Annotated in this window: 17 protein-coding genes and 1 tRNA gene; 6 read left to right on the top strand and 12 right to left on the bottom strand. The window is 61.3% G+C overall.

What is annotated here, in order from left to right; genetic code table 11:
- Together B097_RS0105265 and B097_RS0105260 are read left to right on the top strand one after the other, a co-directional pair.
- On the top strand, window positions 1-198 hold a 198-nt coding region (locus tag B097_RS0105265; protein ID WP_018581462.1), incomplete at its 5' end, for an integrase core domain-containing protein.
- A 103-nt stretch (window positions 199-301) separates the two neighbouring features.
- On the top strand, window positions 302-1939 hold the full coding sequence (locus B097_RS0105260; RefSeq protein ID WP_018581498.1) for an alanine/glycine:cation symporter family protein: 1638 nt from the start codon (window positions 302-304) through the stop codon (window positions 1937-1939).
- Here B097_RS0105260 and B097_RS0105255 read toward each other — a convergent pair.
- From B097_RS0105255 to B097_RS0105240, 4 genes are all read right to left on the bottom strand, one after another.
- Complete coding sequence (locus B097_RS0105255; protein WP_026254328.1) at window positions 1936-2553, bottom strand: FMN-dependent NADH-azoreductase; 618 nt, start codon at window positions 2551-2553, stop codon at window positions 1936-1938. The two genes, B097_RS0105260 and B097_RS0105255, sit on opposite strands and share 4 nt — an antisense overlap.
- A 162-nt stretch (window positions 2554-2715) precedes the next feature.
- Entirely contained in the window at window positions 2716-2946 is a 231-nt protein-coding gene (locus tag B097_RS0105250) for a hypothetical protein (protein WP_018581496.1), read from the bottom strand.
- 364 nt (window positions 2947-3310) lie between these two features.
- A tRNA-Met gene (locus tag B097_RS0105245) sits at window positions 3311-3387 on the bottom strand.
- 154 nt (window positions 3388-3541) lie between these two features.
- The gene (locus tag B097_RS0105240; protein WP_081618010.1) at window positions 3542-6541 is read right to left on the bottom strand and encodes a UPF0182 family protein; all 3000 of its coding nucleotides are present in this window, start codon (window positions 6539-6541) and stop codon (window positions 3542-3544) included.
- A gap of 152 nt (window positions 6542-6693) precedes the next feature.
- Between B097_RS0105240 and B097_RS0105235 the strand changes: the two genes are divergently transcribed.
- Both B097_RS0105235 and B097_RS0105230 read left to right on the top strand, forming a co-directional pair.
- Window positions 6694-7200 (top strand): PPA1309 family protein, encoded by a 507-nt coding sequence (locus B097_RS0105235; RefSeq protein WP_048403112.1) that lies wholly within the window; start codon window positions 6694-6696, stop codon window positions 7198-7200.
- A gap of 42 nt (window positions 7201-7242) precedes the next feature.
- Window positions 7243-7965: a hypothetical protein gene (locus B097_RS0105230; protein WP_018581493.1), complete on the top strand. Its 723-nt coding sequence runs from the start codon at window positions 7243-7245 to the stop codon at window positions 7963-7965.
- Here the strand turns inward: B097_RS0105230 and B097_RS0105225 are convergent.
- Window positions 7962-9038, bottom strand: coding sequence for a YlbL family protein (locus tag B097_RS0105225; protein ID WP_018581492.1), 1077 nt, complete (start codon window positions 9036-9038; stop codon window positions 7962-7964). The two genes, B097_RS0105230 and B097_RS0105225, sit on opposite strands and share 4 nt — an antisense overlap.
- 131 nt (window positions 9039-9169) lie before the next feature.
- On the opposite strand from B097_RS0105225, the gene B097_RS0105220 reads away from it, so the two are divergent.
- On the top strand, window positions 9170-10594 hold the full coding sequence (locus B097_RS0105220) for a zinc-dependent metalloprotease (protein ID WP_018581491.1): 1425 nt from the start codon (window positions 9170-9172) through the stop codon (window positions 10592-10594).
- 16 nt (window positions 10595-10610) lie between these two features.
- Here B097_RS0105220 and B097_RS0105215 read toward each other — a convergent pair whose 3' ends face one another.
- Window positions 10611-11099, bottom strand: a complete 489-nt coding sequence (locus B097_RS0105215) for a M48 metallopeptidase family protein (RefSeq protein ID WP_026254327.1) — start codon at window positions 11097-11099, stop codon at window positions 10611-10613.
- Between the two features lie 67 nt (window positions 11100-11166).
- Here B097_RS0105215 and B097_RS13110 point away from each other — a divergent pair, with 67 nt between their 5' ends.
- Complete coding sequence (locus tag B097_RS13110; protein WP_018581489.1) at window positions 11167-12033, top strand: hypothetical protein; 867 nt, start codon at window positions 11167-11169, stop codon at window positions 12031-12033.
- On the opposite strand, the gene B097_RS0105205 is transcribed toward B097_RS13110, so the two are convergent.
- From B097_RS0105205 to B097_RS0105180, 6 genes are read right to left on the bottom strand one after another with little or no spacing between them, the layout of a single operon-like run.
- Window positions 12030-14090, bottom strand: a complete 2061-nt coding sequence (locus B097_RS0105205; protein ID WP_018581488.1) for an ATP-dependent DNA helicase UvrD2 — start codon at window positions 14088-14090, stop codon at window positions 12030-12032. The genes B097_RS13110 and B097_RS0105205 overlap by 4 nt on opposite strands.
- Entirely contained in the window at window positions 14087-14848 is a 762-nt protein-coding gene (locus B097_RS0105200; protein WP_018581487.1) for an NAD(+) diphosphatase, read from the bottom strand. The genes B097_RS0105205 and B097_RS0105200 overlap by 4 nt, the downstream gene beginning before the upstream one ends.
- Window positions 14848-15939, bottom strand: coding sequence for a potassium channel family protein (locus tag B097_RS0105195; protein ID WP_018581486.1), 1092 nt, complete (start codon window positions 15937-15939; stop codon window positions 14848-14850). The genes B097_RS0105200 and B097_RS0105195 overlap by 1 nt, the downstream gene beginning before the upstream one ends.
- On the bottom strand, window positions 15936-19235 hold the full coding sequence (locus B097_RS12525) for an ATP-dependent helicase (RefSeq protein WP_040429409.1): 3300 nt from the start codon (window positions 19233-19235) through the stop codon (window positions 15936-15938). Before B097_RS12525 ends, B097_RS0105195 begins: the two co-directional genes overlap by 4 nt.
- A gap of 10 nt (window positions 19236-19245) precedes the next feature.
- Entirely contained in the window at window positions 19246-22287 is a 3042-nt protein-coding gene (locus tag B097_RS0105185) for an ATP-dependent DNA helicase (protein WP_018581484.1), read from the bottom strand.
- Between the two features lie 3 nt (window positions 22288-22290).
- Window positions 22291-23043 (bottom strand): hypothetical protein, encoded by a 753-nt coding sequence (locus B097_RS0105180; protein WP_237559426.1) that lies wholly within the window; start codon window positions 23041-23043, stop codon window positions 22291-22293.
- Window positions 23044-23045: the final 2 nt, after the last annotated feature.

The raw sequence follows: 23045 nt of genomic DNA, 5'->3' as shown, positions 1-23045 counted from the left end.
TCCCGGATCTTCACCCCGGAGCGCTTGGAGTCGATCGTGGACGTGGAGCTGGCGACCATGTCGTGGGTGCAGTGGTACAACACCCGTCGACTGCACTCCACCCTCGGGATGGTCCCACCCGCGGAGCACGAGGAGACCTACTGGGCCGGGCACGCTACAATCACCGAGTCACCTGAGAGGGTGGCTCAGCCAATCTAACGGTGGCAACAAAACCGTGACGGTTCAGCAGTGACCTAAACCACTAACCTTGGATCATATATTAGTTTGACTATATGCGTATTTATCCTAGATCTGAGGCTTCATGGATCAGTTTGATCAAGTCATTGAATCCGTTGTCGGCCCTGTCGCCGATGTGCTCTCCGCGATTGTTTTCGCGGAGATTCCCATTTTCGGGGGCATTCCCCTCATCGTGCTGTGGCTGATGGCCGCAGCGATCTTCCTCACCGTTTGGCTGAAGTTCCAGCCCATCACGGGTGCCCGCCACTCCCTCAAGGTAATCACCGGCAAGTTCACCCGCAAGACTGACCCCGGTGAGATCTCCAGCTTCCAGGCGCTGGCCACAGAACTGTCCGGCACCATCGGCCTGGGCAATATCGCCGGCGTGGCGGTTGCTGTCTCTGTCAGCGGACCAGGTGCGGCACTATGGATCGCTGCCTTCGGACTTCTGGGCATGAGCGTGAAGATGGCGGAGGCCACCCTCGGTGTGATGTTCCGCCGCATCAATGAAGACGGCACCATCTCCGGCGGCCCCATGTACTACCTGCGCGACGGCCTAAAATCCATCGGATGGAAGAAGACAGGTGGCGTGTTGGCATGGCTCTACGCTCTATTCACTCTGCTCGGTGTGTACGGCGCTGACTTGTTCCAGTCCAACCAGGTGGCGGCAATCCTCTCCTCGTCGTTAGATAATGAGTTCCTAGAGAACAACAACTGGCTGCTTGGCCTGATCATCGCGGTCCTGGTTGGCTTGGTCATCATCGGAGGTGTGACCTCCATCGGCAAGTGGACGTCGCGCATTACGCCAGCGATGGCTTTGCTCTACCTGGTTTCGGTGCTGGCGGTGATCGTGGTCAATATTGATCAGCTTGGAACCGCGCTTGGATCTATGGTCACAGGCGTCTTTTCACCGGAGGGCGTTGCAGGCGGCGCGATTGGTGTGGCGGTAATCGGCATCCAGCGTTCCTTGTTCTCTAACGCGGCTGGCGTGGGTACTGCAGGCTTTGCGCACTCGGCGTCGAAGACTCGTCGTCCCGCGTCCGAGGGTTTCAACGCTATGTGGGGACCATTCTTCGACTCCGTGGTGGTGTGCATGCTCACCGCTACCGCGATCGTGATTACCGGCGTCCATGAAACTGCCGGCGCAGACGTGGAAGGTGTCACGCTAACGGCATCCGCTTTCGCCACTGTTGCATCGTGGTTCCCGTACCTGCTGACCGTCGCAGTCACCCTGTTCGGGTTCTCCACCGTCTTGGCCTACGCCTACTACTTTGAGCAGGCTGGTGTGTACATCTTCGGCGATTCCCCAGCTACCCGCTGGACCTTGAAGGCGATCTGGGTGATCGGCCCGGTCATCGGCGCCTCGGCTTCGCTGAACGCCGTGATCACATTCGCCGATGCTTCCTTCTTCCTCATGGCCATCCCCAACCTGCTGGGCATCTACTTCCTAGCCAACGTTTTACGCCGCGAGATCCTCTCCTACCGCGAGGCCGTCAGCGGCGGGCATATCGACGAAGCCCATGAGCAACTACAAGTGGGGATGGGCGATCACGAGCCTTCCCCCGAGGACGAAGAACTTGCTGCAGCCATCGACGCGCAGGGTATCGACGATGGCCCCTACGCCCCCCAAGGCCCCCGTCACGGTATCGACGAGTCGATCTTCCTCAACTCCAGCGACTCCCCCGATACAGACGCCGGTGGCTCCACCGCGAGAACGCCTTAGATCTTCTTTGCCAAGTCCCTGACGCGTTCGAGTGTGTCATTCATGATTTCGTCGGCACGATGAGGCTCATGATCAAGCCCTTCGGCGATGACGGACGAGACCTCGCAGCCCAGGAATGCGCCAATCTGCTTGATGTACTGGGCGGCGGGGTCATTGCCGCCAAAATGCCCGCCCGATGCCTGCAGATGGACCAACTTCTTGCCCTGGACCAGACCTTCTGCGGCGCCGGTGTCGGTATAGCGGAATGTCACGCCGGAGCGGCAGATCGTGTCCACCCATGCCTTCAGGCGAGTGGGGATGGACAGGTTCCATAGCGGGTTCGCTACGACCACCAGGTCAGCGTTGAGGAACTGGTCGGTGTAGTTGTCATACAAGGTCAGCTTGGCCTGCTGCTGTTGGGTGAGGTGGGCGAAGTGCTCGCCCCCAGCGAGCGCCTCCCAGCCGGACAGCAAATCCATATCGATCTCTGGGATTGCCACTTCATAGAGGCGCAGTTCTTCGACTCGTGCATCGGGGTGTGTTTCCTTGAATGCATCCCGGAACGTGTCCGCCATGGTCATCGACCGAGATTTGTTGGACTCCAGTGGGTGCGCGCGGACAATCAGAACTCTCACGAAAATACCTTTCATATAGATCTATGGTTTCGGAAATTTGAAACGTACAGTATGTACAGATCCACCGTAGCGAGGACTTGCCTACTCCGCTGGACGCGTCGATGAGCAACAAAATACCCCGCCAGACTGAATCTGACGGGGCACATATCGAGGGGCAATTGCCTAGTTGCGACTTGCTACCCTCTCCTCTTCCAGCTTGCGCTGGTTAGCGGTTCCAGGGTTAGCATCGTTAGCCACCATGACGGCCAACACGATGCCGACGATGGTCTGGATAATGGTGAAGATGGTGTTCCAGCCCACCTGACCAGTTTGCATATTGTGGAAGGCTGCAAAAACACCCATCAGGATACCGATGAGGGCGAAGATGAGAATGACTTGGCGGGTACGTGACATAACAATTCCTCCAAAGATTCGACGCAATCAGCTCTTATGTGCCATTATAGCCACAAAAGCATCTTACTGTTGCCTGTTTCACCTATCGACCCTTTGAAACGATCCCGTCACTGTTGGTCTGATCATTCCACTCGCCAACTGAAGGTAAGTCAGAATTTTGGAACCAGTACCGGACGCAAGAAATAATAGAAACAAAATTCAAGCTCGAAACAAACCCAGAGCAGTTCACTCGGCCAGGTTGGCTGGAGCGTGACAGACCTTTTTGCAGTGGCAGAATTTTTTAACGTTGATGTTGCTGATCTTCTCCCCCGGACAGTCAGCCACGACGAAAAAAGCCCCTCTCCCGAAGGAGAGGGGCTGAAGATGGTAGCGGGGGCAGGATTCGAACCTACGACCTCTGGGTTATGAGCCCAGCGAGCTACCGAGCTGCTCCACCCCGCGATGGGTGATCTTCTTTAATTTTTCACCTGCTACCCTTGTACCGGGCAACAATGATCTACTATACATAGCTTCATTAAAAAGGCCAAATCCCCTGGTACGGAACATTTCCGCACCAGGGGATTCAACTTGTAGAAAACTACCGTTTACCAGGTGTTTACTGGGTCAGGCTTTGGTAATCAGCCACTGCCTTATCCAACTCATCAAGTGCACGACCGTATTCCTCGAAGGAGCCGTCGCGTGCGCCCTCCAAGCCGCCCAGTGCATCGTCGATACGCTGCAGCGCGGCATCCGCATCGGCCGGAGGTGCAGCCGGTGCACTAGTCTCCCTAGCCTCCTCAGTGTCCGTCTCCTCCTGCGCCTCATCGTTGGCAGAAGATTCCGTCTCTTCCGGATTCTCGATGGTATTGCCGTTCTCGTCGACAAGATCGATGTCCTGAGCCGCAGCGGAGTCAATACCGACCTGCTCCAGTGCCTGGGACACCGTCGGGGCATAACCGACGCGGCCCTTGTAGAACACCAGCATGCGCAACAGCTTCGGGAAGGCCGAAGCCTGGTCCTTGCGCTGCGAGTAGATCGGCTCCACCCACAGGATCTCGCCACCGCCGACAGGCAGGGCCAGAAGGTTACCGTTGTGCAGGTCGTTCGTGCCCTCCCACAGGGTGCGGTCACGGGCAACCTGGTCAGAAGACATCATCGCGTCCTGGACCTGCTTCGGACCCTGGGTCTGGGTGTTCGTCGGCAGAACACGCATGGTGATCTGGCCGTAGTTCTCCGGATCCGAGGTCACCGTCATGTGCGCAGACAGGAACTCACGGTTCAGGCCGCGGAATGGGGAAATCATCTGGAAGGTTGGCTCACCAGACTCAGGATCAGCTGCCACAACGTAGTACGGCGGCTGGTTCAACTCTTGGCGGCCTTCCGGCGCGGTCGGGTCGTTCGGCACGGACCAGAAAGCGTCATTGTTGAAGAACACGCCCGGGTCGTCCACATGGTAACGGGCCAGCAGCTCGCGCTGAACCTTGAACAGGTCCTCTGGGTAGCGCAAGTGCTCATTCAGCTCATCGGAAATCTCGGACTTCGGCTGCACCGTGTCCGGGAAGACGTTCATCCACGCCTTCAGAACGGGATCCGATTCATCGTAGGCATACAAGGTGACGGTGCCATCGTAGGCATCGACCGTGGCCTTCACCGAGTTACGGATGTATCCAACCTCATTGGTGATCAGACGCTGCGTCGTGCCATCAGGGTTCAACGCGTCCTGCGTAGCACCGCTGAGCGAAGTACGCGTGGAGTATGGCAGCTCGCTAAGCGTGGTGTAGCCATCGACGACCCACTTCACGCGACCATCCACCACGGTGGGATAGGTCTTAGAGTCCGTCGTTAACCATGGGGCGACCCTCTCCACGCGCTCGCGTGGGTCGCGGTCATACAGAATCTTGGACTCGGAGTTCACACGGTCCGACAGGATCATGTTCATCTCGCCGTACTTCAGCGCATACGCCACACGGTTGAACCAGTTGCCCACGTTCACGCCGCCCTCACCGTCGTAGGTGAACTGGCTGGTGTCAGTGTCATACTCCACGTCCGTGCCGTCATCACTACCGACGATGGCGTAATCCATGCCGTCCTCAGCAGAAGCGATCACTGGACCGTAGTAGATGCGTGGCTGCTCAGCGTAAATGCCGAGCTCCTGAGCATCTTCGCTTTCGCGTGCAGCCTGGTTGGTCTGCAGATCAGACACGGTGAACACTGGGAAACCACCACGGGTGGAACCGGCATCCTGAGCCGCCTCGTCGACAGTATTGGCCTGTGCGGCCACGAAGCCGTTGCCGTGGGTGTACACGGTGTGGCGGTTAATCCAGTCGCGCTGGTTTTCACTCAACGCGTTCGGGTCCAGCTCACGGGCTGCAACCACGAAGTCACGCAGCTCACCATCCACCTCATAGCGGTCCATCGACAGCTCGTCGGGGAAACCGTAGAAGTTACGCAGCTGCTGGTTCTGGGTGAAGGTTGGGGAAATGATCTCTGGGTCCAGCAGGCGGATGTTGGAGATCGTCGCTTCCTCGTTCGCCACTTCCTCGTCGGACACGTTGTCGGTGCCCCAGTTCTCGACGTAGTTCACCTTGTCGTTGGTAATCCCGTAGGACTCACGAGTGGACTGGATGTTGCGCGAGATGTACTCGGCTTCCTTGGCCTGGCGGTTCGGCTTAACGGAGAACTGCTCCATCAGCACCGGCCAGCCCTGGCCAATCACCAGCGCAGACAGCACCATCAGGACCACGGCCAGCACTGGCACGCGCAGATCCTTGTACACGATGGAGAAGAAGAACGCCGCGGCCACAACCACCGAGATGATCATCAAGATGATCTTCGCGGGCAGCTGGGCGTTGATGTCGGTGTAAGAACCACCGGTGAAGATGTCATTCTCGTTGTAGAGCAGGGTGTAGCGCTCCAGCCAGTAGCTCAGTGCGCGCAGCAGCATCCACAGGCCGGCGATAACAGCCAGCTGGATACGCGCCGCCTTCGACACGTGTCCCTTTTGGCCCGTGGCTTGGTTGCCAATACGAATTCCACCCAGCATGTAGTGCGCAACGGCCGAAATGACCAGTGCAATCACCAGCAGGGTCGACAGCGTGCCCACAATGGAGTTCAGTGCCGGCAGGCTAAAGGCATAAAACCCGAGATCGCGGCCATATTGCGGGTCCTGCACGCCGAAGGACTCTCCGTTGACCCACAGGAGGAAGGTGCGCCAATTTCCCTGGCCCAGGAAGCCGGCGATGATGCCGACCACCACAGGAACCCAGGTGAGCAGGCTCTTCACGCTGGATTCGATGTTGGCGCGGTAGTGCGCCATGGGCGAGTTCGGATCGATAAACGACAGATCGTCGGGACGCCCGCGCCAGGCCATGTAGGCCGCAAGGTACGTAATCAGACCGCCGACGAGCGCGAAGATCACGAAGAGGACCACGCGCGAGAGGATGACATTATTAAACACCCCCCGATAGTCGAGTTCACCGAACCAGAGGAAATCGGTATAGAGCCCCACGATGGCCGGTAGCAGCACCAAAAGTGCGCCAATGACCACCAAGGTCACCACCCATTTACTGGATGGCTTCTTGATGGGTTGTTGAGGATTAGTCAGGCCAGTAGCCAAAACCGTGCTCCTTAAGAAATAGTGGTACAAGAAGGCGTATAGTCTTCTACTCTAAATTGTCCAACGAATAATTGACCAGAAGGGTTCCCTCATTGTCCGATTCGTCCCCCACCCCACCCACCGAGTTCCCCCAACAAGCACTCAACAAAGCGATGATGGAGGCGGTCGAATTCGTCCACGCCGAAGGCTGGGATGCCAAGCCCACGTTGTTCGCGCTCGTTCCCACGGCAATGCTCGTGGACCAGCTTGCTGAGTTAGGCGGGCTTGACGACGATGCCCAAGCCTCTCCCCTCACCCTGGTCGTGCAAGATCACCTCCCCGAACATATCGACCCGGGATCCGAAGAACTGGCCGACTACTGCGCGCGTCTGGCCTGGCCCCACGAGGTAGAAGGCGTGGTTCTGGCACAGGAGATCATGTTCCGGGATGCGTCCGCGGATGATCCTGAACCGCGCCAAGCCCGCCTCTTCTCAGGTGTGCTGCGTGATGAGGACAAAGAGCTCACTCTCTTGCAGATCCGCCCCTCGGAGGAAGAGATTGCAGAGGCCGGCCCGTTCGCCGAAGATGAGATTTCGCTGCGCGGTGGACCTAACGTGGCACCGGGCGTGATCGCTGCCCTGCGCTACGGCCTTGAGCAGGACCCGGAAGAGGTAATCTAGACTGAGTAGAAAACACATCCCAACACGTGAGGAGTTTGTGCCGTGCGCCGCACTGACATCACCCGTTTGACCGCCGGCATCGCTGCCGGTCTGCTCACCGGCAGCGTGCTCGTCGCGTGTAACTCCGGTGAGGCGGTGGATGACCCCACCACGTCCAGCGCCCCAGCAGAGACCGCGGCGCCAACCAGCGCTGAGTCCTCAAGCTCCCCCGAGACGACGACAACTGAGGAAACCACGGAGGAATCGTCGACAAGCAGCAGTCGATCGTCGACAAGCACAAGCCCAGTTAGCACTGGTGATAAAGCCGACCGCAGGAGCGTCAAAGAGGTGCAGGAGAAGTTCTCCTCCTTGGCGCCGGATTCCCTGTTCGACGAATTTGACTCGTGCACCAGTACAGGTTTGAAGGGATCCTACGATTGTTCTGGGCCGGATGTCGGCCAGTTCCAGTTCTTTGATTCTTCCTCCAAGGCCGCTTCGACCACGCAGCTGTTGACGGAGCTGCGCTCATCCCGTGTTGTGGAAGACACCGGGCGCAAGGTGGTGGGCTGGTCCACGCTGGGCACCACGGCTGTCATCACCGTCGTGGATAACGACGAAGGCCTGGTCCTGCAGCAGATGGTCTCCTCGGATCAGGAAGACCCTGAGACGAAGATTTATGAACTCGGGCTGGCCGAGCGCCCCGCTGACAACGAGAACCGCGAGGAGCGGGACAAGGACGCGGAGCGTGACGACGAGAACGCCTCCGCAAATATCGACAACGCCTAGCGCGTGCAGGTGGCCACTTCTTCGCCTGCCTCGAACGCGTCCATGGCAGCAATAGCATCATCCAACGTGTTGACCTTCGCGATCACTAGGTCGCCTGGGCGCGCCCGAAGAGCTTCTGCACAGTTGTCCGCCGGAGCGAGGAAGAGTTCAGCGCCTTCCTCCTTCGCGGCCGTGACCTTGTGCTGAATCCCGCCGACAGGCCCCACGGTGCCATCTTCAGAAATGGTGCCGGTACCGGCTACGAAGTTACCCCCGTTGAGTTCGCCCGGCGATAGCTTGTCGATCACGGCCAAAGAAAACATCATGCCGGCGGAGGGCCCGCCGATGTCGTTGAGGTTGTACTCCACATTGATGGATTCCTCCGGTTCGGAGGTCATCGTAATTCCGAGTAGGGCAACACCTTCTTCTTCTGGGTGCTCCCCCAGCGTGATCGTTTCGGTGCGTTCCTCGTCGTTACGCTCCAAGGTGAGCTCAAGTGTGTCACCCGGTGCCTTCGAACGGACGATCTCCTGGACCACGCCCGGCTGGGATACTTCGGTGCCGTCGACGGCAAGGATGATGTCCGCGGGTTCGACGGAGCCGTCCGCAGCAGTCCCCTCCACGGTGTCATGTACGACGACGATGGTGGGCTTGCCCAGGTAGTTCATCGCAGCGACCGTCGCTGCCGCCTCCGAGGAGACGAAAGCTTGCTCGTTGCTTTGCTGGATTTCCTCTTCGCTCTTATCAGGCGGCATGACCTGCTCGATGGGCACCATCGTGTCATCGGTGAACAGCCACCGCCCCACAGCCTGCGCCAACGTCATGTTGGTGCGCACAGAAACCGTCGTCATGTTGAGGTTGCCGCTGGTCTCATCCGAATCTACCCCGGTGATTTCCACGACTGGGGCGCCGTCAACCTCACCTAAAGTGTTGAACGTGGGGCCTGGCCCTTGCGCCGCATAGGGCACTGCCAGGGAAATATCGGTGCCTGGGATGTGATCCAAAGTCACCAAACCTGCCAGGGCCACAACTGGAATGGCCCCAAGAACAATCGTTGAGAGCCTGCGATGGGAGGTCGAGCGCGTTTCGTTCACGAAGAACCACCTTAATGCATGTTCACCCGGCGACGTAGTGGGCGTGTGCTCTGTACTTGTTCGCCCACAGCGTTGCGATGGCATGGCTTTCTCATGGCTAGGTGGGGTGGAAAGACGGTACTGTGGGGTGCATGAGTAACGGATTCGGTTTCTCCTTTCCCAACGACAGCAACGACGATAACGACGGCGATAACAACGGCCGCGACGATAACAACGCCAACAACCCGTTTGGCGCGTTCGGCTTTCACGTTGGTGGCCCTCAAGGCGGTGCTGGCGGTCTTGGCGATATCTTGAACCAATTCGGCCAGATGCTCTCCGGCATGGGTGACTCCATGAACTCGGCGAACACCTCCCCCGTCAACTATGAGATTGCGCAACGCACCGCGCGCCAACAGATGGGCAACGTCTCTTCTGTCAGCGATGGCGACAAAAATGCCGTCGAGGAATCCGTGCGCTTGGCGGATCTGTGGCTGAACGACGCCACCACTTTGCCAACCGCAGAGACCCGCGTAGAAGCCTGGAATGCCACTGACTGGCTAGAAAAGACGATGCCGATGTGGCAGCGCTTTGTTACCCCGGTCGCTTCCCAGATGAACCGCGCCCAGCTGGACGCGATGCCGGAGGAGGCCCGCGAGATGATGGGCCCGATGGCACAGATGATGAACCAGGTCAACAGCATGCAAGGCGGCATCCAGCTGGGTCACTCCCTCGGCGAGCTAGCTACCCAGGCGATCAGCGGTTCTGACTTCGGCCTGCCCGTCGCACCTGTTGGCACCACTGCCGTGCTGCCAAACAACGTGGCCCAGATTTCCAAGGACCTCAACGTGGCAGGCCAGGAGGTCTTGGTTTACATCGCCGCGCGTGAAGTTGCACGCCAGCGCCTATTCAAGCACGTTCCCTGGCTGGTGGAGCGCCTCGTTTCATCCGTCGAGGAGTACGCCAATGGTTTGGTCATCGACACCTCCCACTTGGAGGAGGCAGCCCGCGAACTGAACCTTGAATCCGGTGACCCGCAGGCGATCCAGGACGCAATGAGTAAGCTGCAGGGGATGGACTTTTCGCCCCGCATTAGCTCGCGCAACGCCACCGCGACCGCACGTCTGGAAACGCTGCTGGCGTTGGTGGAAGGCTGGGTGGACGTTGTTGTCACCGAGGCTCTGCAGGAACGTTTCCCTTCCGAGGTAGCGATGAGCGAGGCATGGCGCCGCCGCCGCGCCACCGGTGGTTCTGCGGAGCAGGCGTTTTCCAAGATCGTGGGCATCGAATTCGAGACCCCCCGCGTGGATAAGGCCGCGGAGCTATGGCGCCGAGCCACCCAGGCCGTCGGTGTGGGTCGTCGCGACAAGGTGTGGGATCACCCCGACCTGCTGCCCTCTGCCGAGCACTTGGATAATCCGGCTGCGTTCATCGACGCGCTTCTCGACGACGCACCTGACACGAAGTTCGACGAAGAAATCGCCAAGCTGGAAGAAATGCTGCGCAACGAGCCCTCCCCCGATGAGCGTGAGGAAGGCGACGGGAAGGACGATGGCCGCGACGACGGCACGGAGCTCTAAGCAGCTTTAAGCTGCTCTAGCGAAACCGACCGAACGCCTCCAAAAAGCCCTTCGCCCGCTCGGCGAGGGGCGTTTTGTCTGCCCACTGCCAAAAATCCGGCCCATGCCCTGGGATAAATGTGTGCGTGAGCTCATGGACGATGACCGAATCCACCACATAGTCGGGGGCTTCTTTCAGCCGGTCACTAATGCGGATATCGCCCGTGGCCACGGTGCATGAGCCCCAGCGCGTGTTCTGGTTGCTTACCCACCGAATGGAGCCCACGCGTGCTCGGCCGCCGAGGATCTCGTCGTTAAGCTTCTCGGCCCTGGCCTGCAGGTCAGCGTCACTGGTATGGCGGGAGCGGTTCTTGGCGGCTAGTTTGGCCACCATCTCCGCCACGGCGTCTTCTTCTTGTCGTTTGGTGAATGTGGCCGGGATGCGCACCTCAATATGGTCGCCCTTGTCGCGGGCCTGAATGGTGCGGCGACGCTTGGCGGACCGGATCACTTTCACCTTCGACATGACAGACGATTGTAGCTGTGGTGAAATCAAGGCAGGCTCATCACATTCTCAAGGGGGAGAGTTTGTCATGACAGAAGTAGTGACAGAGACGACGTTTCTTATTGCTCGCGGGGTCGCCATCGTCGTCCGCGACAGCGATCACCTGCAGTTTGGGCTTGACGCCACGCGCGCCGGCATCATCGCCACGCCACATGCCGAAGCACTCGCGGAGATCTTCGAGAAACTGCACCAGCCAGTAACGCGTACGTCGCTGGTCAGCACCATCGCTGCCCGCACCGCCACTGATCAAACAACGGCAGGGGTGCTTGTCGACGATCTGATCGCCTTTCGCATCCTCGCCCCGCAGACGCGCGACAGTGTGTACGTGCTGGGGCATAGTCCTTTGGCCCGCGCACTGTGCTCCCACCTGAACGATGTCGGGTTTTCGGTGCGGCGCCCCATGAGGCACGAGACAGATGTTGAATTCATTGGGCGCGTTCCTCCTCCTTCGGCGACGGTGCTCGTCGATAAGCTTGCTTCGGCGCAACCTTTGGCTCTGCGTTTAAGGCGCGTCTCCAACGTTATTTTGCCTGTTAATGCTGTGGACCAGCACGTGGTCGTTGGGCCGGTGCGGATGCGTGGGGTGGGCCCGTGCCTGGTGTGTACCCAGCTGCATTATGGGCAGGTTGATGGGATGTGGAACTCGATCACCTTGCGTTTTCCGGCGGGCCCGCCAAGTACTGATCCCACGGTGATTGCGGCCGGTGTCGCCGCGGTCAGCACGCAGCTGCGTCGCTCGGTTGGCCCGGGCTTGCCGCCCGGGCTCACGCACACGCGCCCAATCCCCGGCGAGGTGGTGGTGGCGGACCCGTTTGCTACCCCGGCCCTCTCCACGCGCATGGTGGAGCGACACCCGAAGTGCCCCGTGTGCAGCGGCGCAGTCGATGGTGACTAATTGAACCCCGCGAGGACCTCCAGGACATCGTCGCCGAAGTTCTCCACCTTGGAGGGGCCGACGCCGGAGATGTCCAGAAGCTCGGCGTGGCTGGTCGGGTTCGCCTCCGCGATGGACATGAGGGTGGCGTCCGTGAATATCATGTAGGCAGGCTGGTTCCGCTCCCGCGACAGATCCAGGCGCCACTGCTTCAACGCGAAGAAAATGTCCTCATTAAAACCCGGATCGCAATCAGCATGCCTGCCTAGCGATTTCTCCGCAGGCGTGTCCAGCGGGAAACCGCACACGCGGCAGCTCTTCGCGCGCTTCAGCCGCTCAGGAGACTTCTCCACCTCGAGTTCCGGGGCGATGCCGTCGAGGAAGCGGGAACGCTTGCGCGACTTATTGCCGCCTTCCTGGCGGGCAAGCGCCCACGACAAGTGCAGATGCACCCGGGCGCGGGTGACACCGACATAGAACAGGCGGCGCTCCTCCTCGATCTGCTCATCGCCGGCCTTAATCGCATGCGAGATCGGCACAGTGTTTTCCACCAGGCCCACGAGGAACACGGCGTCCCACTCCAAGCCCTTGGCGGCGTGCAAGCTGGCCAGCGTGACCCCGTCGACAGCGGGCGGCTGCTTGGACTCGGCACGCTTGTGCAAGGACTGCAGCACGCCGACTAAGTCTGTGGCCTCGCCGTGATTGACGATGCCTTCGATCAAGTCCACCAGCGCACCTAGGACCTGCCAGCGTTCGCGGGCGCGGGCACCCTGAGGCTCTGTGGGGGTCAGCCCCAGCGGAGCAAGGACCTCCCGGGCAGCCTGGACGGGGCTTTGTTGCAGGTGCGGCTGCCTCGTCGCGGCGGTAAGAGCCTGGATGGCTTCGCGCACCTCGGGGCGGGTGAAAAAGCCCTCGCCGCCCCGGACCTGGTAGACGATGCCTGCATCCGACAGAGCCTGCTCAAACTCCGCCGACTGCGCGTTCACCCTGTAGAGGACCGCGATCTCCCCTGCCGGAACACCCGCATTGATCAGGCTGAGGATCTTTCCGGCCACTTCGCGGGCCTCGGTGGGTTCGTCGTCGTAAGCGTTGAAGGTCGGCTGGGGGCCGTGCTCACGCATACCGATCAGTTCCAGGCGGGTGCCCGCGGCCCGGCCGGTGGCCTTCCCAATCACGGTGTTGGCCAGGCCCGCGATCTCCGGGGTGGAGCGGTAGTCCCGCTGCAGCTTCACCACGGTGGCGTTTTCATAGGTGCGCGAGAAATTCAGCAGGTAATCAGGGGTTGCGCCAGTGAAGGAGTAAATCGTCTGGTTCGCATCGCCCACCACTGTGAGGTCATCGCGCTGCCCCAGCCACGCCTCCAGTACGCGCTGCTGCAGCGGGGTAACGTCCTGATACTCGTCGACGACAAAGGTGCGGTACTGGTTGCGGAACTCTTCGGCGACTGCCGGCGAGTTCTCCAAGGCACCGGCGACGTGCACCAGCAGGTCGTCGAAATCCAGCAGCATGCCCTCGGGGCTGGTCTTGGATTCCTCATAGCGGCTGTACACCTCGGCCACCTTGGCGGCGTCCACCGGCGGGGTGCGGTGATAATCGTCGACCCGCTCCTTATAGCCATCCGGGCTGAGCAACGTGGCCTTCGCCCACTCGATCTCACCGAGCAGGTCGCGGACCATATCTTTGGAACTATCCAGTCCCACGCTGCGCGCGGCCCTACCCACTAGCGGAAACTTATTGTCGATCAGCCGCCAGGGCATATCGCCGTATACCTGTGGCCAGAAGTAACGCAGTTGGCGCAGCGCCGCCGCGTGGAACGTGCGGGCCTGCACTCCCCCGATGCCCATCGTGCGGAGGCGGTCGCGCATCTCACCGGCTGCCCGCGACGTAAAGGTCACGGCAAGCACCCGGTTCGGGGAGGCCTGCCCCTGGTCAATCAGATGCGCAATGCGGTAGGTAATCGTGCGCGTCTTACCCGTACCTGCACCGGCCAGGATGCACACCGGCCCGCGTGGTGCGGTGGCGGCGACGCGTTGGTCGTCGTCAAGCACACTCAGATCAATCGTGCCCTGCTCCATCATGCGCCTGCCTTTCTAATCTCATGCTTGCCTGCACGCCACGTGTCGATGAGACTGCGCGCCAACGATCCGGGCAACGGTAGCGGCAAGCGGTCCACGTCATCGCGTGTGGCCCAGATGATATCGGCAAGTTCGCCGTCGGTCTCTGCGGCCGGAGGCTCGTCGGTACGCTCGGCGAAAAATCCCATCATCAACGATCCCGACATGGCCCACGGCTGCGATGCCCAATAGGTGACATTGTGGCAGCCGTAGCCGGTTTCCTCCTTGACCTCGCGCGCGAAAGCTTCCTCCAGGTTCTCGCCGTGCTCGACGTAGCCGGCAATGCAGGAGTAGAAACCGCGGCGATGGCGGTTTTCGGCCAGCAGGATGGCGTCAGCTCGCTTATCGACGACCACCCCAATCACCGCCGGGTCTAAACGCGGGAAGATGGGCCAATCCCGATCGCCACGAGCCACGAACCCGGCCTCGTCGTAACGCAGCGGGGAGCCGTCGGCGGGATCAAATAGGGTGCGCGCCCGGTTGGCCAGCAGGCTCACCGCGCGTGAAATCGTCCGGTTCTGCGCAAAGTTGCGGGCATAGGCCACCCCGTGCGCGGAGACGTGGCGCACCACCTCACGTGGGACCCGCACCGCATACGTATCGTCGCTGACATGGACGGACACGCCAAGCGACTCCCCCGCCGCGCTGGCCACGTACAGGGGGCGGCCGGACTGGTCGACGGGAAAGGCACCCTGGTCGTCGAGAAGTAGATAGCGTGCCATTATTCGCGCGGGACCTCCGGTTCTGCCGGGGCGTGGCGGATATACAGGAGGCGGTCGCCCGGTTCGACCGTCTCGGCCTCTGGCGAGTCCAGGCGGTACAACTCGCCGGAGCGCACCAGCCCCAGCACGATATCAGCCAAGTGGCGGGGATTAGCACCCACCTCGTCTTCGGAGATGGGGCGTTCTGCCACGGCGAAACCTTCGTCGGGGCTGAGCAGGTCTTCGGTCATTTCCACCACGGACGGGGTGACGGTGGCCAGCCCCAGCAAGCGGCCGGCGGTCTCTGAGGAAATCACCACGGAGTCCGCGCCGGATTGGCGCAGCAGGTGTTGGTTCTCTCCCTCGCGGACGCTGGCGACAATCATGACGGACGGGGCGAGTTCACGCACCGACAGTGTGCACAGGACAGCGGTATCGTCGCTGCTGGTGGCCACTACCACGGATTTCGCGCGGGTGACGCCGGCGATCTTTAACACGTCCGACTTGGTGCCGTTGCCCTGCACTGCGACCAGCCCGTCGGATTCGGCGCGCGATAAAGCGGTGCGGTCATTGTCGATGACCACGATATTTCCTGGGGCAACACCGTCGGCCAGCAGCGCGTCGACGGCAGAACGGCCTTTGGTCCCGTAGCCGATGACGATGGTGTGGTTGCGCACTGTTTTCCTCCAGCGTTGAATTTGAAGCGTTCTGCGTGAGTCCTCGGTCAAGACGGACAGGGTGGTGCCGACCAGCAGCATCAGGAAAGCGATGCGCGCCGGTGTCATCACCAAAATATTAAACAGACGAGCGCCTTGAGTCACCGGCGTAATATCGCCGTAGCCTGTCGACGACAGCGACACGGCCGTGTAGTAGACCGCATCAATGAACGTCAGTTTTTCCGTGTAGCCGTCCCTGTCCAGGTAGACGAAGAACGCAACGACAACCAAGATCACCGCGGCGTAGGCGAAGCGGCGGCTCATCAGCGCCCACGGGCTGGAGCGGAAGTTTCCCGGCATGCGGATGACTTCCAGCAGCGCGTGATCCGGCTGTTCCGCAAGTTCTACGTCCCCACGGAACCGGGCCCGCGACCGGATTTTCGGTAATCGGCTCACGACGGGCCTGCCTTCCTTTTCTCACTGTTGTCTCCTTGTGAGAACTCTAGTAGCTTTTCCAATTCTTCCCGATCCGGCACATCTCGCGGAGCGAAATCCTCCCCGGTCCGCACGTAGAAAAACGCTGTGGCTACGTCGCGCCCGTCGTCGGCAATGCGCTTCCACGCCTCCCGATACACGGCGAGCTGAATCTTGGCCGTATCCATCTCCGCCCCCGTGGGGCGCAGCCCGGTCTTCCAGTCCACCACCCACCAGGTGTCGTCGATCAAGAACACCGCGTCCATGCGTCCGCGCACCACCGAGTTGCCCAGCGCGATCTCAAAAGGATGCTCAATATACCGTGGTGTCTTCTGCGCCCAGTGGCTGTTCTGGAACCCCTCTTTCAGCATCACCAGTGTGTCCGCGTCAACGTCCGCCTCATCATTACCGGGCAGCTCGTCCTCATCGAGCAGCGGGCGTGCCCCATAGAAGTCTTCGATCCACTCATGGAACGCGGTGCCGCGCTTGGCATAAGCGTTGGGCTTAAATGGCACGGGCCGCCTTGCCCGGCGCGCGAACTGTTCTGGGTCCGCCTTGATGGCCACCATGTCGGAGGCCGTCAACTCGCTGGGCACTTCCACGTCCACGTCGGGCGATTGCAGCGCCTCATATTCCTCGATCAGAGCGGTGGTGTCGCGTTCCCACAGGTCGAAGAGTTCGCCGGAGGTTGCTTCCGGCAGGTCTTTCAGGGCTGCATCGATTTCTTTAGTGGCTTCGAGCGTTCGCTTATCGACGACCTCCTGCGGCCACGTGCCCTCTTCTACCTGCGGGTGGGCTGACTCCTCGTCGGCAGCTGCTTCCTCACTGCTGACCCACGTTGCGATCTGACTGTCGTCGACAAGCGAGCTGAGTGCCTCGAAGTGTTCGTAGGGCCCTGTTGCCTTCGTCGTCGTGGGCGTGGCTGCTGAGCCGGTGATCAGCAGCCGGCGTTCGGCGCGGGTGATGGCCACGTAGAACAGCCGCGCGGTTTCTTCGGCGGATGCCTGGCGTACTCCTTTGAGGAATTCTTGTCCGGCATCTTCGAATTCTTTCTTGTCGCTGGCTTCTTCGATGGCGGTGAATACTTCGCTGGGCAGGCGTTGGACCTGGGTGAGGAAGGTTTCGGCTTTTGCCGAGTAGGTGCGCTGGTCTGCGTGGACGACGGCGACAGTGTCCCATTCCAGCCCTTTGGCCTTGTGGGCGGTGAGAATCTGCACGCGGTCGGTGCGCACCGCGACGGTGCCAGGCGTCAGTCCGTCCTCGTGTTCGCGGGCTAGCGCGAAGTAGTCCAGCAGCCCGTCAAGGCTTGCGCCCGGGTAGGCGGCCACTTCGTCGGCAAGCCTGTCGAGGTGCACCGTTCCCGTGGTACTCGGCCGCGAGAGCACTTCGGTGCGGATGTTGAACAGGGAGATGATGTCTGCGATGACGTCCGGCAGCCGTTTGCCCAGGCTGTACATGCGCAGCTGGCGCAGTTTCGACGATAGTTCCCGCAGTCGGCGCAGCCCCTCCTTGCTATAACGTTCCGGTTCGCCGAGGTCTGCCACTGCGTCCGTTAAGCCTGCTTGTTGGTCGGGGTAGCTTGTCGCTGCGTGCGTATCGACGACCAACTGGTCCAGCTCTTGCCGAAGCCGGTCCAGGGGGTCAGTCGGATGCTGTTCCGCATCATCGTCGACGCCCCCGGCGTCGGCGTCGGCGTCGGCTTTATCGCTGTTCCCTGCAGCGGTGAGGTTGGCTGCTCGGTTGGCCAGAGCCACGAGGTCGGCCGCGCCAAGCCCGCAGGCCGGGCCGGTGAGGATGCGCAGAGCTGCCTGAGAATCGTCGGGGCGCACCAGCATGGTGGCCAGTGCGACGACATCGGCGACTTCGGGAACGTCCAACAGGCCCGCCAGTCCCACGATTTCGTAGGGAATCCCGCGCTGATCTAGCTGCTCGGCCATGAGTGCGGAGTGTGCGTTCTTGCGCACCAGGACCGCTGCAGAGAACTCATCCTCGCTATGGAACTGATCGGCTAGGGTGTCGGCGACGAACGCCATCTCTTCCGCCTCGGTGGCGAAAAAGCCCAGGGTGACCTCACCTGGGTCTGGGTTGGGGCGCGATTCCAGCCGTGCTACCGCGCGGGTGGCTGGGCTTTTGCCCAGCACCGCGTCGGACACACTGTTGGCAAGTGCGAGGACTTCTGGCGGGTTGCGCCACGAGGTAGTCAGTTCACGCTTAGGCGCGGGCTGGCCGTCTGGCAGCGGGAAGTCTTCTACGAAGGCTGCGAGGTTGGCGGCGGTGGCCCCGCGCCACCCGTAGATTGCTTGCATGGGGTCGCCTACCGCCGTCACCGTTAGAGGTGTGCGGTTGTGCTGACTGTGGTCCTGATAGTCGCGGCCTTCACCGAAAAGGCTGCGCAGCAAGACGCGCTGCGCGTGGGAGGTGTCTTGGTACTCGTCCAGCATGACCACCCGGAATCGGCGACGCTGCGAGGTGCCCACCTGCGCGTGGTCGCGGGCTAGACGCGCCGCCACCGACATTTGCTCATTAAACGTGACCACACCGCGCTGTGCTAGTTCCTGTTTCAAGGCGGTAACCAGCGGCAGGTAGTCGCGGCGAAGCTGTTGTGCGTTCAGCCACCTCTCCATAGTTTTGGTCAGTTCGGTGCGCTGCCGGGGACCCTTCGGCAGCGAGTCCACCTCCGCGATGAACGCATCGGCTTCTTCGCGGACCCACTCTGGCGGGTGCAGGTCATTGTCCATCTCCGTGACCAGGGCGAGCAGGTTTTCGGTCACGGTCCCCACGGTTGAACTTGCGCCGAGTTCTCCGGTGTAGTTGGTGACCACATCGCAGGCGATTGAATTCAGCTCCGCTGCGGTGATCAGGCGCGCGTCCGGTTCCACAGGCACCAGCAACCCGTATTCGCGCACCAGGTCCGCGGCGTAGGCATCGTAGGTGGCCACTGTCGGCGTAATCACGGTGAGTGCGTCGGCCAGCGTTCCTGTCGGGTCCAGGCGGCGCATCAAGTCCGTATTGGCGGCCAGGGTGCTCAGCCGGTCACGAATGCGGCGCCCCAGTTCCTGGGCAGCCTTGCGGGTAAATGTCAGCCCAAGAATTTCCACAGGCCGGGCAAACCCGTTGGCCACCAACCACACCACACGTGACGCCATGGTTTCAGTCTTGCCCGCGCCGGCGCCAGCGACGACCAGCAAAGGTCCAGGGTCCGCCCCAATGACAGCCGCTTGCTGATCAGTCGGGGGAAATTTTTGGCCCAAGTAGTTCGATAGGACCTTCGGGGACATGGGGTTGTTGTTAACCACGGGTGATGTCCTCTCCTTCTGGCTGTACGGGGCACATCGCCCGCACTGGGCAATGTTCACACTGCGGTCCTGTCCGCGCGGTGATGGTGGGGCCGGTGAGTTCGTCAATCAGCGGGGTGACGCGCTGGGTGAACTCTGCTAATTCCTCATCAGTTTTCGCTACTTGGTCACGGGTGGTGACACTCGCCGCAGCAGTGGCCGGATGAACCAAGAGTGCGCCACCGACCTCAATGGGGTCTTCGTCGCCACGCGCCGTGCGAATAGCGTTCCCGCCAAGCGTTCCGTGTGCCAATGCCAGCTGGTAAGCGGTCAGCTGCGCATTGTCGCGCGTGGCGTCCACGGTGGGCGCGTTCTTCCCAGTCTTCAAATCGACGATGATCGCACGGCCTTCACCGTCGTGCTCAAGGCGATCGAGCCGGCCACGGATGCGCAGGTCCGGGGTGACCTCCACATCAACCGGCAGCTCCGTACCGACGAGCGTAAACGCAGCGCGTGACGACGAGACCCACTGCGATGTGCGGTCTAGCAGACGTTCGAACTGTTCCAGATCGCTCTCGCGCTGCCACGACGGCACCTCTTGCACCTGCTCATAGGCCTCCATTGTCTCCCGGCGCGCCAGTTCCTCGTCTGCCCCGTTTCCAATGGCTTCGAAGTAGGCGTGCACCATGGAACCGCGCACCATGTGGACGGTGCTGGTTGTCTGGATCAAACGCTCCATGACCTCCTGGAGCGGGCATGCGAGCAAGCCTTCGATACGTGATGGCGACAGCGCCCGAGGCGTGTCCAAAGGCTCATTGGTAGAAGTCTCCGTTGTGGTGTACCACTCCTGGTGCGCGGCCCCCGGAATGGAGGCTGCGGTGAGTCTGGCAAGTTGACGGGTTGCCTGGGCGCGCACGGATTCGGAGACATCCTCGGCGGTCACTGCCCGTCGCAGCTCGGCGATCAGGTCCGACCGCGACAGGACGCGCGCTGTGGACGGCAGCGCGGGGATGTCTTCTGCCCAGTCAGGATCGTCGTCTGCGTCGTGTTCAGTAGGTGTAATTCCGAAGTGCTCACAGAACTCTTCGATGAAGCGTGACGGTTCTTGGGCTTCGTCGTCGTCCGGTGCGTTGACCGCTGTGACCAGCAAAGAGGACGTTGCCCGGGAGGTGGCGACGTGGAACAGCCGGCGTTCTTCCTTGAGCCGATCGGCGCTGTGAGAGACCGGGATGGCTGGGTCAATGCCTGCATCGAGCAGATCGATCAGGTCCTCCTGGCCGAACAACGAGCCTGTCTCCCCCAGGCTTGGCCAGCTGCCTTCCTGCACGCCTGCAACCACGACGTGGCTGAACTCGAGGCCGACAACACCGTGGGCGGTCAGCAGCGAGACCGCGTCAGGGGTGGCAGTTCGGCGATCACGCACGCCGGTCGGCAACTCTTGCTCGGAGATGTGGGTGATGAATGCTTCGATGCCTGCCTCTGGGCGGCGTTCGGCGAAGTCACCAGCGGCGTCGAAAAGCGACATCATCGCGTCCAAATCGCGGTCCGCTTGTGAGCCTGCTGCCCCACCGCGCAGGGCGTGCGCCATCAGCCGGTCGCTGAGTCCCGTGGCGTTCCACACCGCCCATAGGATGTCTTCCACTGTTCCGTCGGCGGAAATGGCGGCGTGGCCTGCCTGCATCACGGTGCGGATTCGTTCCAGGATGTCCAGTTCGCGGTCAGTCAGCATGGAGCCGAAGTCTGGCAACGGAGCCTCAGGCCGCAACAACTGACGCAACGTCTCTTCCGCGCGCGTGTCCGGCGAGAAGCGACGCAGGCCACGCAGCAGACGACGCAGCGTCACCGGATCAGTCCCGCCAACAGGTCCGAGCAGCAGGTCGCGCCACTCGCTAGTACTCAACTCCTCAAAAAGTGCGCGCACGCCCAAAATCATCGCGGCCACGATCCGCTGCTCACTGAGCACGATGTCCGTGGGGTTAATCGCCACGGGAACCCCGGCCTGCAGCAAAATGCGGTGGATTGGTTCCAGCATGCCGGTCGACCGGACGACGACGGCGATCTCACTCCAAGCCACCCCATCATCGAGGTGGGCGCGGCGAACGTGGTCGGCGATGACGCGGTGCTGGGTGGAATCGGTGTCACTAATCACCACCTGACGCTGTGACGTACGCCGTGACTCACCCAGGTCAATCGTGGTGGCATCTAGGGAGGAGAAAAAGGCTGGCGAGGCACCTCGGAAGTGGAAGACGGATTGGTCCAGGTCACCACCGACAACGGCGAGGTCTGCCTGCTGAATTAGCTGCTCCAGCAGTTGCCCAGAGGTGGGGTCAAGGTGCTGGGCATCGTCGATAAGCACGGTGTGCCACCGGGACTCAACCGGCTGTTCCAGCACTGCCGCGACAAGCTCCGAGGCGGAGTAGCTATCCACGCCCCATAGGCGCATCACCTGTTGGTATTCAGCGAGGAAGTCCCCTGCTGCGGACCAGATCGGCATCTGGTGGCGCGCGCCCAACTGGCGCAAATCATCCGGTGTGAGCTGGCGTTCCACTGCACGCAGCAAAAAGTCGCGCAGCTGCCGGGCAAACCCCACGAACGTGAGCGCTGGGCGCAGTTCTTCCGGCCAACTCCCCGTACCGTACTCGGCGTTACCATCCAGCAATTGCCTGATGACCGCGTCCTGCTCAGCGCCGGAAATCAAACGGATTTGGTCCTGGGCGCGCTGGCGCACAATCGCAAAGGCAAGGGAGTGCACCGACCGAACCAGCGGCTCATTGGCCACAAAACCCGAGTCCGCCACGCGCTCCGACAACTCACGGCGCAGGCGTGCCCCCGACTCCTTCGAGGCAGTGATCACCAAAACACCATCCGGGTCACCCGTTCGTCGGATCGCCTCCATCGCCGTATCCAGAAGGAAGCTGGACAAGCCCGAGCCAGCCTGGCCCGTCACCCGCCACACGCCACGCGTAGGTAGGTCAACGTCCCAGGTCCGCTGCGGAATGTGAGGCTCCCGCGGGACCAGGCGTGCGCGCGGGTGGGGAGGAAGTTCGACAACCATAGGTTAGATTGTCGCAGACTCCTCGGACATGAGGATGCTACGCACCCGACCAACATTCGAACGCGCATTCGACGACTGGTTGCGCACCAAGATTTCGCGGTAACGCAATGCGCGCTCCGTCAGCTCCCCGATGTTGGGAATATGCGCCCAGCGGTCTACCACCGCGTCATCAACAGCCCGGGCGATCAGCGCGTCGACCAGCACCAATGCTGCCGTATAACCATGAGGGCGCAACTGGCTGGTCGGAACAATATCAGTCAAGGCTGGGGGCATCGTGCCCGAGTAGATGGCGCACGCCAGAAAATCGGCATGGCACACCTGTACGGGACCCGATACCTCAGCACCCTCCCACGCGGCGGCGTCGGCACGCGCCCACTGATCATCACGATTCGATGGTGGTGCTTCACAGGCGGCAGCTGCGTCGTCGAAACGCAATGCCGCAGCAATAGTTTCGTCGACCCGGCGCGCAGTGTCTCCCTCGATGAAGTCGCTCGCTTTGAAACCGCCGACGACGAATCGCCCGTCAGTCGCCCGGACGGGACGGGAGACACGCACGCCATCCACGGCAATCTTCTCGCGCACCTTCGCGGCCCACGCCGAAGTACTGGTCGCTTGCGCGAAGACAGTGTTCCCGATCAGCACCCCGTTATCCCACGCCGGGCCCAGGGCCTGCGGGTGGGCAGGCTCGGCTTGGAACGCCGAAGCGACATGACCTGGGACCACGCCAGACATGTCGCACTCTTGTGAATCAGACACAA

The sequence above is a fragment of the Corynebacterium pilosum DSM 20521 = CIP 103422 genome (genome assembly GCF_000373805.1).
In the GTDB taxonomy this organism is placed as follows: domain Bacteria; phylum Actinomycetota; class Actinomycetes; order Mycobacteriales; family Mycobacteriaceae; genus Corynebacterium; species Corynebacterium pilosum.
The sequence above is the reverse complement of the archived record's forward strand: the minus strand, read 5'-3'. Positions and strand labels throughout refer to the sequence as shown.